Here is a 12,588-nt window from a genome sequence, read left to right as displayed (position 1 = left end):
ATGACGACCGTAGTGAAATGCCCAACCTGTGGCACCGGCGTGGTTTGGGGCGAAGTCAGCCCGTTCCGGCCGTTTTGCAGCAAGCGCTGCCAGCTGATCGATCTTGGCGAGTGGGCCGATGAAGAGAAGCGCATTCCGAGCAACAGCGATCTGTCGGAAAGTGAGGACTGGAGCGAACTCGACGACCGCTAATCGCCGATTGAAGGCCTGGCGCACGCCAGGCCGATAGTGTTATTGCGCGGCGCCAGCCTGCGCCACCAGCAGTTGGATAATGCCGGCGTTGGCTTCCGGGAACTCCTCTTCACGCAGCTCCGCCTGTTTTACCCAGCGCATCGGCTGCCCCTCACGGCCAAACGGCTCGCCCGCCCAATGCTCCACCAGATAAAAATTCAGCGTCACGATGCGATCGCTGAAGCGATGTTCCACCACCTCCAGCAGTTCGGCACGCTCGGCTTCGATACCGGTCTCTTCACGCAGCTCGCGGTTCAGCGCCTGTTCCGGCGTCTCACCCGGTTCGATCTTGCCGCCGGGAAACTCCCAAAATCCGGCCATGTGCGCGTCAGCGGCGCGGCGGGTAATAAAGATCTCCCGTTGAGCATTGCGGATGATGCCCACGGCGATATTCAGATGTTTCATCTCACCCTCCTGATGGGTGCCAAAAAACAGGGGCTCAGCAAGCTGAACCCCCGGGTATTATCGGTCAACCGCGGCCGGCATTACTGCAGGCGGCCGTGGCACTGCTTGTATTTCTTGCCGGAACCGCATGGGCAAGGATCGTTGCGGCCCACTTTGCGCTCGGCGGTCGCCGGCGCGTTCGGATCTTCGGTCACCAGCGCGTTCTCGTCGTGGTGGCTCAGCTGTTGCTGCTGCGCCAGACGCTCGGCCTCTTCACGGCGCTGCTGTTCCAGCGCTTCCACCTCTTCCGGCATCCGCACCTGTACCTTGCTCAGCACACTGATCACTTCATATTTCAGCGATTCCAGCATGGTGGCGAACATGTTGAAGGATTCGCGCTTGTACTCCTGCTTCGGATCCTTCTGCGCATAGCCGCGCAGGTGGATGCCCTGACGCAGGTAGTCCATCGCCGCCAGGTGCTCTTTCCACAGGGAATCCAGCGTCTGCAGCATCACGCCCTTCTCGAAGTTGCGCATCATTTCGCTGCCGACCACTTCTTCCTTACGCAGGTACTGCTCTTTGGCGTTCTCCAGAATACGTTCGCGCAGCGTCTCTTCGTGCAGCTCCGGCTCTTTGTCCAGCCACTGGGCGATCGGCATCTCCAGATCGAAGTCGTTCTTCAGACGCTCTTCCAGCCCCTGAATGTCCCACTCTTCTTCCAGCGACTGCGGCGTGATGTAGTTGTCGATGGTGCTCTTGAACACGTCCTCGCGGATGCTGGCGATGGTTTCGCTCACGTCGGACACGTCCAGCAATTCGTTACGCTGGCTGTAGATGGCGCGGCGCTGATCGTTGGCGACGTCGTCGTATTCCAGCAGTTGCTTACGGATATCGAAGTTGCGGCTTTCCACTTTGCGCTGCGCGTTGGCGATCGCCTTGGTCACCCACGGGTGCTCAATCGCTTCGCCTTCTTTCATGCCCAGTTTACGCATCATGCCGGACACGCGATCCGAGGCGAAGATACGCATCAGGGCATCTTCCATCGACAGGTAGAAGCGGGATGAACCGGCGTCGCCCTGACGACCGGAACGGCCGCGCAGCTGGTTATCGATACGGCGCGATTCATGGCGCTCGGTGCCGATGATATGCAGGCCGCCCGCCGCCAGCACCGCGTCGTGGCGCTCTTTCCAGGCGGCTTTGATAGCTTCGATCTGCTCTTCGGTCGGTTCTTCCAGCAGCGCCACTTCGGCCTGCCAGCTGCCGCCCAGCACGATATCGGTACCACGGCCCGCCATGTTGGTGGCGATGGTCACCGCACCGCTCTGGCCGGCCTGGGCGACGATGTCCGCTTCCATGGCGTGGAATTTGGCGTTCAACACCTTGTGGTCGATGCCCGCTTTGGTCAGCTCTCGGGACACCACTTCGGATTTCTCAATCGAGATGGTCCCCACCAGCACCGGCTGGCCTTTGGCGGTACGCTCGCGGATGTCTTCAATGATGGCGCCGATCTTCTCTTTCTCGGTCATGTACACCAGATCCGGCATATCCTTACGGATCATCGGACGGTTGGTTGGCACCACGATCGTGTCCAGCTTGTAGATCGAGCTGAATTCGAAGGCTTCGGTATCGGCGGTACCGGTCATCCCGGCCAGCTTCTCGTACAGACGGAAGTAGTTCTGGAAGGTGATCGAAGCCAGCGTCTGGTTCTCGTTCTGGATCTCCACGCCTTCTTTGGCTTCCACCGCCTGGTGCAGACCGTCGGACCAGCGGCGGCCCTGCATGGTACGGCCGGTGTGCTCATCGACGATGATCACTTCGCCGTCTTTCACGATGTAGTCCACGTCGCGGGTGAACAGCACGTGAGCGCGCAGCGCGGCGGTAACGTGGTGCATCAGCATGATGTTGGTCGGCGAGTATAGCGATTCGCCTTCATCCATGATGCCGGCTTCCACCAGCATCTCTTCAATCAGGATCAGGCCGCGTTCGGTCAGGTGTACCTGACGCGCCTTCTCGTCCACCGAGAAGTGCCCTTCACCTTTGAAGGTGTCGGAGTCTTCTTTTTCCTGGCGGATCAGTTTAGGGATCAGCTTGTTGACCTTGATGTACATCTCGGAGCTGTCTTCTGCCGGGCCGGAGATGATCAGCGGCGTACGCGCTTCATCGATCAGGATGGAGTCCACCTCATCCACCAGCGCATAGTGCAGTTTGCGCTGCACGCGCTCTTCCGGGCTGAACGCCATGTTGTCGCGCAGGTAGTCGAAGCCGTACTCATTGTTGGTGCCGTAGGTGATGTCGGCAGCGTAAGCTTCGCGCTTGGCCGGCGCCGGCATGCCCGGCAGGTTGATGCCGATGCTCAGACCGAGGAACTCGAACAGCGGACGGTTGTTTTCGGCGTCGCGCTGCGCCAGATAGTCGTTGACGGTCACGACGTGCACGCCGCGGCCGCTCAGGGCGTTCAGGTAGGCCGGCAGCGTCGCGGTCAGGGTTTTACCTTCACCGGTGCGCATCTCGGCGATGCAGCGGTCGTTCAGTACCATGCCGCCCAGCAGCTGCACGTCGAAGTGACGCATGCCGAACACGCGCTTGCTCGCCTCACGCACCACGGCGAAGGCTTCCGGGATCAGGCTTTCCAGCGATTCGCCCTTCTCCAGGCGCGCGCGGAATTCGTTGGTTTTCGCTTTCAACTCGTCATCGGACAGCTTTTCCATGTCCGGTTCCATGCGGTTGATCTGCTCAACCACTTTGCGCATGCGGCGCAGGGTACGATCGTTACGGCTGCCAAAAACTTTGGTTAATAATTTCACTAACATGATGTTTGATATCTCTGTCATGACCGCCGAGCACGGCAGTCAACTTGCTATTATTTATGGTTTTTGTGCCCAAAGGGCGAAATCAGACGAGGGCGACGGGCCCGGCGCGAATGCCCTGCACCTGCGCCACCCACAGGCCGGTCTGGTGCCGCGCCAGCGTTGGCAGCACCTCAAGGTGGGTGTGGCGAATGATGGTCGGCGGCTTCGGCTCGTGCGTCAGCAGCGCGTTTAGAGTAGAAAGCAGCGCCAGTTGCGCTACCTGCAAAGGGGGTTCCGCTTCGGCTTCGCTCTCCTGCACACGCGCATAAACCGCCTGCGGCGCCAGCGCGAAAGAGAGGTGACGAATGACGGTGCGCAGCGCATGTTGCTGCCAATAATCTACGCTGAAGGTAGGACGGCGATGCGCGTCCTGCAGCAGGGCCAGGCTGTTGAAGGTGCCGTTGGCCGAATTTTGCCGGTTAAGGCTGGACGATGTGCTCGGCAATGCGGCCTGATCGGGCGCGCCGGACAAATTGGAAGGCGCGCCAAGCGTGGCCGCAACCATCCCTAACAGGAGATGGGGCCAGAAATAACGTCTGCCAAATTGTCGCCAACGATTTAGAATACCGATCACGAGTTTATAATCCGCCGGAGCCCATTATGCGCGATAGCCGTCCACAATTATTAGATGTCCTGTTCGACGACGCGTCTGCCGGCAGCAAAGGGCCGCTGCATAACGTCCAGCAACGCGCGGTGGCGCTGCTCAAGCTTAACCGTGCAGTGAAGGGCCTGTTGCCCGCTCCCCTGCATCCCTGGTGCCGCGTCGCGAATTTCCGACAGGGTATTTTAGTGCTCGAAACGGCAAATGCCAGTTGGATGATGCGCTTGCGCTACGAACAACCCGCTTTGCTGTCTGCACTACGAGCGCAAATTCTACCATCATTGTCGTCGATCGACATCAGGATTAATCCGGCCTTGATGGCGAAAGGCAGCAACCAGGTGCAAAACGCCGAAAAAGCGCCGGAAAAACCCGTGCCGATGCGGCATTTGAGTCTGGAGAGTGCGGAAGAGCTGAGGGGATTGGCGAGCCGTAGCCCAGAGAAACTGCGCAAGATATTGGAACGGCTGGCTGCATTGGCCGGAGAGGGTACCAACACAACCAGTCGTGATAAGTAATCAGCGACACGGACTGCAAAATACCGGACAGCCGGCACCACACCATCGTGAGCCTGAATTCTCAGGCTCTCAGGGGATGCGCCTGCCGTTATTCGCAGGCGAGGAATGCAGACCTTACGCCAATACGGTAGACGGTGCCTTGAATGCCAATGGCATTTCTGCCTCGTCCTGGAAGGTCACGTATTCCCACGCTTCCTGCTTGGCCAGCACGGCCTGCAGCAGTTTGTTGTTCAGCGCGTGGCCAGACTTGAACGCGGTGAACGCGCCAATGATGTTGTGGCCGCACATGAACAGGTCGCCGATGGCGTCCAGCATTTTGTGACGTACGAATTCGTCTTCGAAACGCAGACCGTCTTCGTTCAGCACGCGGTAGTCGTCTACCACGATGGCGCAGTCGAAGCTGCCGCCCAAGGCCAGGCCGCGGGACTGCAGGTATTCGATATCACGCATGAACCCGAAGGTGCGCGCGCGGCTGATTTGACGCACGAACGACTCAGCCGAGAAATCAAGACGATAGCGCTGAGAGCTGGCGTCGATGGCCGGGTGGTTGAAGTCGATGGTGAAGTCCAGGCGGAACCCGTTATGCGGGGACAGCTCGGCCCACTTGTCGCCATCTTCAACGCGTACGGTCTCTTTCAGACGCAGGAATTTCTTCGCCGAGTTCAGTTCTTCGATGCCGGCATCCAGCAGCAAGAACACGAACGGACTGGCGCTGCCGTCCATGATTGGGATTTCAGCGGCGTCGACTTCGATGACGATGTTGTCGATGCCCAGCCCAGCCAGCGCGGCGTTAAGATGCTCAACGGTCGAAATACGCACGTCATGCTCATTCACCAGGCAAGTACAGAGCATGGTATCACGCACGGATTTTGCATCAGCCGGAAAATCAACCGGTGGATTCAAGTCAGTGCGACGATAGATGACCCCGGTATTAGCCGGCGCTGGGCGCATTGTCAGCGTGACTTTCTTGCCGGTATGCAAACCGACGCCAGTCGCCTGAACAATACGTTTTAATGTCCTTTGTTTGATCATCGTTTTATCTCGCAATGTTATCCATCCTACCAGCCAAGCATACAGCATGGCTGGCGGGACAGTTTAGCACAAAGAGCGGAGATTCCAAATTCTCAGGATATTCTTAGTCTGCCTGTTTACGCAGGAAGGCTGGAATATCAAGATAGTCGGGCTCTTTATTCGGCTGCGCAGCTTGGTCGTTGACCACCTTCGCGGCAGGTTTCACTTCCTGCGGCAGAGGCGACATGCCGTGCTGCTGATAACGGTGATCCATCACCGGCTGGCTGGCCTGCTTATTGGTCACCAGGGTGATTTCAGGACGCTTGTCCATACCGATACCGGTTGCAACCACGGTTACGCGCAGTTCGTCGTTCATTTCCGGATCCAGCGAGGTACCGATAACCACGGTAGCGTTGTCGGACGCGAACGCGCGGATGGTGTTACCCACGGTTTCGAACTCATCCAGACGCAGGTCGAAGCCGGCGGTAATGTTGACCAGCACGCCGCGCGCGCCGGACAGGTCGATGTCTTCCAGCAGTGGGCTGGAGATCGCCATTTCGGCCGCTTCTTCGGCGCGGTCTTCACCGCAAGCCACACCGGAACCCATCATCGCGTAGCCCATTTCGGACATCACGGTGCGCACGTCGGCGAAGTCGACGTTCATCAGGCCCGGACGGGTGATCAGCTCAGCGATACCCTGCACCGCGCCTTTCAGCACGTCGTTGGCCGCGCCGAACGCGTCCAGCAGGGAGATGCCGCGCCCCAGAACTTTCAACAACTTGTCGTTCGGGATGGTGATCAGTGAGTCCACGTGTTTGGACAGTTCAGCGATACCCTGCTCCGCGAATGCCATGCGCTTTTTGCCTTCGAAGTTGAAAGGCTTGGTCACCACGGCCACGGTCAGAATACCCAAATCTTTAGCCACTTCAGCCACCACTGGCGCCGCACCGGTACCGGTGCCGCCGCCCATGCCGGCTGCGATGAAGACCATGTCTGCGCCGTCCAGCGCTGCGCGCAGGGCTTCGCGGTCTTCTTCCGCTGAATTGCGACCCACTTCCGGGTTCGCGCCCGCACCCAGACCTTTGGTAATACCGCTACCAATCTGGATGGTTTGGCCAACCGCCGTTTTGCGGAGCGCCTGGGCGTCCGTGTTCACAGCGAAGAATTCAACACCTTCGATGCGCTCGCGCACCATGTGTTCAACGGCGTTGCCACCGCCGCCGCCGACGCCGATGACTTTAATCACCGCGTCATTGGTTAGTTCCATTGGTTCAAACATAGTTTCTCTCCGTTTTGTGCCTGTCGCTGCGAGATCATAAAAAGATTACTCAGCATGATCTCTTTGTTGAAACATTAAAACTCTTTTCTCAGCCAGCTATTGATGCGTTTAAACCAATTGCCCACCGAGGCGCGTTTTTCTACTTCTGTCTCACCGCTCAGGTGAGACTCTTTTCCATAGTGCAGCAGACCTACCGCCGTCGAGTAGTAAGGCTCCTGCGCATAATCCGTCAGACCCGTGATGTTCAAGGGTTGGCCGATGCGTACCTGGGTGTGGAACACCCGTTGCGCACAGGCTGCCAGGCCATCAATCTGGGCGGCGCCACCGGTCAGCACGATACCGGCCGCCAGATGATGCTTCACCCCTTGCTGACGCAGTTGCTCCTGCAATTGCAAAATTTCATCGTTAACCAGATTCAACAGTTCGGTGTAGCGTGGCTCAATGACTTCAGCCAGCGTCTGTCTTTGCAGACTGCGCGGAGGACGTCCCCCGACGCTAGGCACCTCTACATTCTCATCCTTGCTAACAATCGACCCAAGCGCACAACCGTGTCGAACTTTAATCGCTTCCGCGTCGGTCGGCGGCGTGCCGAAGGCGTAAGCGATATCGCTGGTGACCACGTTCCCGGCGTAAGGGATCACTTTGGTGTGGCGCAGCGCACCGCCGGTGTACACCGCCATATCCATGGTGCCGCCGCCGATATCCACCACGCAAACGCCGAGTTCGCGTTCATCTTCGGTCAGCACCGCGTAGCTCGCGGCCAGACCGGCGAAAATAAGTTGGTCAACTTTCAGGCCGCAACGTTCCACGGCCTTGACGATGTTCTTCGCCATATCGTTATGGCAGGTAATCAGATGCACCTTGGCCTGCATGCGCACGCCGGACAGCCCAACCGGGTTTTTGATGCCTTCCTGATAATCGATGGCGTATTCCTGAGGAATCACGTGCAGGATGCGGTGTTCGTCGCGCACGCGCACCGATTTGGCGGTGTGCACCACGTTCTCCACGTCGTCCTGCGTCACTTCCTCTTCCGAGATAGGCACCATGCCGATTTCGTTCTGGCAGCTGATGTGTTTGCCCGACAGCGCCAGGTACACCGACGAGATCTGGCAGTCCGCCATCAGCTCGGCCTGATCGATGGCGCGCTGTACGCACTTCACCACCGACTCCAGGTCGTTTACGCCGCCCTTATCCATGCCGCGAGACGGGCAACTGCCCACCCCGATAATGTTGACCATGCCATCGGGCAGAACTTCCCCTACCAACGCGGAGACTTTTGCAGTACCGATCTCCAGTCCAACTACCAGTTTTCTGTCCGTCGACTTGATCATTGTTGTTTTGCCTGTGCCTGATTCTGTTGCTGATTACTGTTTTGCTGACCGCCAAGCGCCTGCGGATCGACCAACACCGGAGCCCACCCTACCGAAGCGCCGGACTCGTAGCGCAGATCGACATAGCTGACACGCTTGCTCTCCGCCTGGCCCTGCTGCTGCAATACCGGGTAAAGCTCGATAAACCGCTGCAAACGCCCGTTGCGGTCATCGCGCCCCAGCTCAAGCCGGACATCGTTGTCCAGCGCCAGCTGCCAGGAATGGCGCGCGGTCATCGCCGCCATTTTCAGCGTATATTTGCTGGCCGCCAACGTGGCGCTCATCGCCCGATAGCCTTCCAACACATCCTGCTCGCTCCCTTCCGGCCCGTAGAGCAGCGGCAACTTCTGCTTGCCCGCCCGCTCCGCCGGCACGCTGAACGCTTTGCCCTCGGCGTCCACCATGTGCAAATCGTTCCAGCGCGCCACCGGGACATACTCCACCAGATGGATCTTCAGCTCATCCGGCCATTGTTTGCGCACGCTGGCCTGCTTGATCCACGGCAGACGTTCGATCTGCTGCTGGATGACGTCCACATCCTGCGTCATAAAGGTGCCGGGCGCGCCCAGCGCCAGGATCGCCTGACGAATATCATCGTTGGTGGTGTAATGGCGTTCGCCGGTCACCACCAGCCTTGAGAGCGGCAGGCGACTGGCGTCTTTCATCCAGCCAAGCACCGCCCAACCGCTCCACACGACCGTTCCCAACACCATCAGCAGGAAAATCATTCCCGCCAACTGGGTTCCATTGCTGCGGCGCGGGCCGTTATCCACCTCGCGATCGCGCGCATTCAGGGCAGCTTGCGACATATCAGTCGGCCAACTCCAAAATTCTCGCCACTAGCTGCGAGAAGCTTAATCCAAACTGGCGCGCCGCCATCGGCACCAGGCTATGACTGGTCATGCCCGGAGAGGTATTCACCTCAAGCAGATAGAAGCTGCCATCGCTGTCTTGCATCACATCGACGCGGCCCCAGCCGCTGCAGTCCAGACCGCGGTAGGCGCGCAGCGCCAACGCCGCCATCTCGGCTTCCTGCTCGGCGCTCAAACCGCTCGGGCAGAAGTACTGCGTGTCGTCCGAAATGTACTTGGCCTGATAGTCGTAAAACACGCCGGCCGGCTGGATACGAATAGACGGCAGCACCTGGTCGCCCAGCATCGCCACGGTGTATTCCGGGCCGCTCAACCACTTCTCCACCAGCACATCGTCGTCATGGCGGAAGGCTTCTTCCAACGCCGCTGCCAACGCCGCGCTTTCGGTGACCTTGCTCATGCCAACGCTGGAGCCTTCACGGCTCGGCTTGACGATCACCGGCAGACCGAGATCCGCCACGCGCGCCAGCAGCGCCGCTTTTTCGGCGCCGAGATACAGCTGGCGATTCAGCGCCACGTAAGGCGCCACCGGCAAGCCCATCGATTGCCACACCATCTTGGTGCGCCATTTGTCCATGGTCAGCGCCGAGGCCATCACGCCGCTGCCGGTATAAGGCAACTCGAGAAACTCCAGCAGCCCCTGCAGGGTGCCGTCCTCGCCGCCGCGGCCGTGCAGCGCGATAAACACTTTGGTGAACCCCTGCTCTTTCAGCTGGGTCACCGGGAAATCGCGGGTATCGACGCCGTGCGCATCGATACCGGCTTCGCGCAACCCGGCCAGCACCGCGGCGCCGGACTGCAGAGAAACGTCACGTTCAGCGGAGGTGCCGCCCAGCAGAACTGCAACTTTATCAGCCATGGTGCTCCTCCTCTTTCTTCGGCGGCTGCAGCTTCAGCTCGGCCAGTTTACGGGCGATTTTGCCCACGTTGCCGGCGCCTTGCACCAGCACCAGGTCTTCATCCTGCAGCAGCTGCGCCAGCGTTTCCGGCACGGTATCGGCATCGGAAACCAGGATCGGATCCAGCTTGCCGCGGCTGCGGATGGTGCGGCACAGCGAGCGGCTGTCCGCGCCCGGGATCGGCGCTTCGCCGGCGGCGTACACGTCGAGCATCAGCAGCACATCCACCTGCGACAGCACGTTGGCGAAATCGTCGTACAGATCGCGGGTGCGCGTGTAGCGGTGCGGCTGGAAGATCATCACCAGACGCTTGTCCGGCCAACCGGCGCGCGCCGCTTTCAACGTGGCGTCCACTTCGGTCGGATGGTGGCCGTAATCGTCCACCAGCATCGCGCTGCCCGCTTTGCCGTTGACCGGCTCCAGCGGAAACTCGCCGAGGAAATCGAAGCGGCGCCCGGTGCCCTGGAAGCCCGCCAGCGCGCGCAGGATATCTTCGTCGTCGATGCCTTCTTCGGTCGCTACCGCCACCGCCGCCGCTGCGTTCAACGCATTGTGGCGGCCCGGCGCGTTCAGCGTCACCGTCAGCAACGGTTTGTCCTGACGGCTCAGGGTAAAGTGCCCCTGCGGCCCAATCTGCCGGTAGTCTTCGATGCGCACATCGGCATCTTCACTGAAACCGTAGGTGGTGATATGGCGACCCACGCGCGGCAGCAGCTCACGCACCACCGGATCGTCGATGCACATCACCGCGCGACCGTAGAACGGCAGGTTGTGCAAGAAATTGATAAACGTCTGCTTCAGGTTCTCGAAGTCGCCCTGGTAGGTGTCCATATGGTCGGCTTCGATGTTGGTGACCACGGCCACCATCGGCTGCAGATGCAGGAACGACGCATCGCTCTCATCCGCTTCCGCGATCAGATAACGGCTGGACCCCAGTCGTGCGTGGGTCCCCGCCGCCTTCACCAGCCCGCCGTTGACGAAGGTCGGGTCCAGACGGGCTTCGGCGTAAATGCTCGAGACCATCGCCGTGGTGGTGGTTTTGCCGTGCGTGCCGGCGATAGCGATGCCGTGGCGAAAACGCATCAGCTCCGCCAGCATTTCAGCGCGGCGGATCACCGGGATGCGCGCTTCACGGGCGGCGACGATCTCCGGGTTGTCGGCGGAGATGGCGGTAGACACCACCACCACGCTCGCATCCAGCACGTTTTCCGGACGGTGATTGAAATAAATCGTCGCCCCGAGCGCGCTCAACTGCTGGGTCACCGGATTCGGCGCCAGGTCGGAGCCGCTGATCTGATACCCTTCGTTTGCCAACACTTCGGCGATACCACCCATGCCGGCGCCACCGATGCCGACAAAGTGAATGTGCCGGACGCGACGCATCTCGGGCACGATAGTACGTAGTTTCGCCAGTTGTTGTGTATTCATCACTCTCTCTAATCCGGATCCGGTACCCCGGCCCTACATCACATTGCTTTTATTCAGGTTCGGCGCGCCGAACCCCTGCACTCGTTACTTGGCGAGCCGCACCAGCTCCGCCGCCACGCGCTCGGTGGCGTCCGGAATGGCGACCGCGCGCGCTTTCTCGGCCATGGCCAGCAGCGTCTTGCGATCCCAGCTCGCCAGCAGTTCGGCCACCACATCGGCGTTGAACTGCGGCTGTTCGATAATCTTCGCCGCGCCGGCTTCTTCCAGCGGGCGTGCGTTCCAGTACTGTTGACGATCCTTGTGCATGAACGGCACGAAGATCGCCGGCAGCCCCGCCGCCGCGATTTCGCTGACGGTCAACGCGCCGGAGCGGCAGACCACTACGTCGGCCCAGGCATAGGCGGCGGCCATGTCGTCGATGAACTCGGTCACCTTGTGCTGTGTCTGCCCTACCCTCTCGTAGTCGCGCAGCACCGTTTCCAGCGCGCCCTTGCCAACCTGATGCCAGAGCGTAATTCTATCGCCCAAACGCGCCGCGACTTCAGGAACTGTCTGATTCAGCACGCGGGCGCCCTGACTTCCGCCAATCACCAGCACGCGGATCGGGCCTTCGCGCCCTTGCAACCGCTCCGCCGGCAACGGCAGCGCCAACACGTCGGTGCGCACCGGGTTGCCCACCACCTCGGCGTTCGGGAACGCGCCGGGGAAGGCCTGCATCACTTTGGCGGCGATGCGCGCCAGCCAGCGGTTGGTCAAGCCGGCGATGCCGTTCTGCTCGTGCAGCACCACCGGGATGCCGCACTGCCAGGCCGCCAGGCCGCCGGGGCCGGAAACGTAACCGCCCATCCCCAGCACCACATCCGGCTGATAACTGCGCATGATGGCTTTCGCCTGCCGCACCGCCTGCCAGATCCGCAGCGGCGCCGTCAACTGGGCCTTCAGGCCCTTGCCGCGCAGGCCGGAGATGCGGATAAAATCAATCTCGATCCCGTGCTTCGGCACCAGATCGGCTTCCATTCGGTCTGCGGTTCCGAGCCAGCGCACCTGCCAGCCCTGCGCCATCAGATGATGCGCGACCGCCAGCCCCGGGAACACGTGCCCGCCGGTACCGCCTGCCATCACCATTAAACGCTTAGGTTTCCCGCTCAT

General features: G+C 60.4%; 12 protein-coding genes. 2 read left to right on the top strand and 10 right to left on the bottom strand.

The genetic code is table 11. The annotated features are described in order from the left end of the window. Positions 1-192, top strand: a complete 192-nt coding sequence (yacG, locus tag CPH57_RS00140) for a DNA gyrase inhibitor YacG (RefSeq protein ID WP_025301578.1) — start codon at positions 1-3, stop codon at positions 190-192. Between the two features lie 39 nt (positions 193-231). Here the strand turns inward: yacG and mutT are convergent, their stop codons facing one another. The 3 genes from mutT to secM form a co-directional block, all read right to left on the bottom strand. After that, complete coding sequence (gene mutT, locus CPH57_RS00135; RefSeq protein WP_096241894.1) at positions 232-636, bottom strand: 8-oxo-dGTP diphosphatase MutT; 405 nt, start codon at positions 634-636, stop codon at positions 232-234. 80 nt (positions 637-716) lie between these two features. After that, a complete protein-coding gene (secA, locus tag CPH57_RS00130) occupies positions 717-3,425 on the bottom strand; it encodes a preprotein translocase subunit SecA (protein ID WP_042783690.1) in 2,709 nt (902 codons plus the stop codon). An 82-nt stretch (positions 3,426-3,507) separates the two neighbouring features. Beyond that, positions 3,508-4,038: a secA translation cis-regulator SecM gene (gene secM, locus CPH57_RS00125; protein ID WP_033641856.1), complete on the bottom strand. Its 531-nt coding sequence runs from the start codon at positions 4,036-4,038 to the stop codon at positions 3,508-3,510. A gap of 26 nt (positions 4,039-4,064) precedes the next feature. On the opposite strand from secM, the gene CPH57_RS00120 reads away from it, so the two are divergent. Beyond that, on the top strand, positions 4,065-4,580 hold the full coding sequence (locus CPH57_RS00120) for a DUF721 domain-containing protein (protein ID WP_004932751.1): 516 nt from the start codon (positions 4,065-4,067) through the stop codon (positions 4,578-4,580). Between the two features lie 114 nt (positions 4,581-4,694). Here the strand turns inward: CPH57_RS00120 and lpxC are convergent, their stop codons facing one another. From lpxC to murG, 7 genes are all read right to left on the bottom strand, one after another. Further along, positions 4,695-5,612 (bottom strand): UDP-3-O-acyl-N-acetylglucosamine deacetylase, encoded by a 918-nt coding sequence (gene lpxC, locus CPH57_RS00115; protein ID WP_004932754.1) that lies wholly within the window; start codon positions 5,610-5,612, stop codon positions 4,695-4,697. A 103-nt stretch (positions 5,613-5,715) separates the two neighbouring features. After that, positions 5,716-6,870, bottom strand: coding sequence for a cell division protein FtsZ (gene ftsZ, locus CPH57_RS00110; protein ID WP_004932757.1), 1,155 nt, complete (start codon positions 6,868-6,870; stop codon positions 5,716-5,718). A 74-nt stretch (positions 6,871-6,944) separates the two neighbouring features. Further along, positions 6,945-8,201, bottom strand: a complete 1,257-nt coding sequence (ftsA, locus tag CPH57_RS00105) for a cell division protein FtsA (RefSeq protein ID WP_004932758.1) — start codon at positions 8,199-8,201, stop codon at positions 6,945-6,947. Next, positions 8,198-9,049 (bottom strand): cell division protein FtsQ, encoded by an 852-nt coding sequence (gene ftsQ / locus CPH57_RS00100; protein ID WP_004932761.1) that lies wholly within the window; start codon positions 9,047-9,049, stop codon positions 8,198-8,200. The genes ftsA and ftsQ overlap by 4 nt, the downstream gene beginning before the upstream one ends. 1 nt (position 9,050) lies before the next feature. Beyond that, complete coding sequence (locus CPH57_RS00095) at positions 9,051-9,971, bottom strand: D-alanine--D-alanine ligase (RefSeq protein ID WP_033651670.1); 921 nt, start codon at positions 9,969-9,971, stop codon at positions 9,051-9,053. Continuing rightward, positions 9,964-11,439, bottom strand: a complete 1,476-nt coding sequence (gene murC / locus CPH57_RS00090) for a UDP-N-acetylmuramate--L-alanine ligase (RefSeq protein WP_025301571.1) — start codon at positions 11,437-11,439, stop codon at positions 9,964-9,966. Before murC ends, CPH57_RS00095 begins: the two co-directional genes overlap by 8 nt. Positions 11,440-11,523: 84 nt before the next feature. Next, complete coding sequence (gene murG / locus CPH57_RS00085; protein ID WP_004932773.1) at positions 11,524-12,588, bottom strand: undecaprenyldiphospho-muramoylpentapeptide beta-N-acetylglucosaminyltransferase; 1,065 nt, start codon at positions 12,586-12,588, stop codon at positions 11,524-11,526.

This window comes from Serratia sp. JKS000199, assembly GCF_900215455.1.
Classification (GTDB): Bacteria; Pseudomonadota; Gammaproteobacteria; order Enterobacterales; family Enterobacteriaceae; genus Serratia; species Serratia ureilytica.
The sequence above is the reverse complement of the archived record's forward strand: the minus strand, read 5'-3'. Positions and strand labels throughout refer to the sequence as shown.

What these genes read in the sequence shown, in the direction of transcription:
- CPH57_RS00095 (WP_033651670.1), bottom strand. Translation starts at nt 9,971, where the DNA reads ATGGCTGATAAAGTTGCAGTTCTGCTGGGCGGCACCTCCGCTGAACGT.
- murC (WP_025301571.1), bottom strand. Translation starts at nt 11,439, where the DNA reads ATGAATACACAACAACTGGCGAAACTACGTACTATCGTGCCCGAGATG.
- murG (WP_004932773.1), bottom strand. Translation starts at nt 12,588, where the DNA reads ATGAGCGGGAAACCTAAGCGTTTAATGGTGATGGCAGGCGGTACCGGC.
- ftsQ (WP_004932761.1), bottom strand. Translation starts at nt 9,049, where the DNA reads ATGTCGCAAGCTGCCCTGAATGCGCGCGATCGCGAGGTGGATAACGGC.
- ftsA (WP_004932758.1), bottom strand. Translation starts at nt 8,201, where the DNA reads ATGATCAAGTCGACGGACAGAAAACTGGTAGTTGGACTGGAGATCGGT.
- yacG (WP_025301578.1), top strand. Translation starts at nt 1, where the DNA reads ATGACGACCGTAGTGAAATGCCCAACCTGTGGCACCGGCGTGGTTTGG.
- secA (WP_042783690.1), bottom strand. Translation starts at nt 3,425, where the DNA reads ATGTTAGTGAAATTATTAACCAAAGTTTTTGGCAGCCGTAACGATCGT.
- ftsZ (WP_004932757.1), bottom strand. Translation starts at nt 6,870, where the DNA reads ATGTTTGAACCAATGGAACTAACCAATGACGCGGTGATTAAAGTCATC.
- CPH57_RS00120 (WP_004932751.1), top strand. Translation starts at nt 4,065, where the DNA reads ATGCGCGATAGCCGTCCACAATTATTAGATGTCCTGTTCGACGACGCG.
- mutT (WP_096241894.1), bottom strand. Translation starts at nt 636, where the DNA reads ATGAAACATCTGAATATCGCCGTGGGCATCATCCGCAATGCTCAACGG.
- lpxC (WP_004932754.1), bottom strand. Translation starts at nt 5,612, where the DNA reads ATGATCAAACAAAGGACATTAAAACGTATTGTTCAGGCGACTGGCGTC.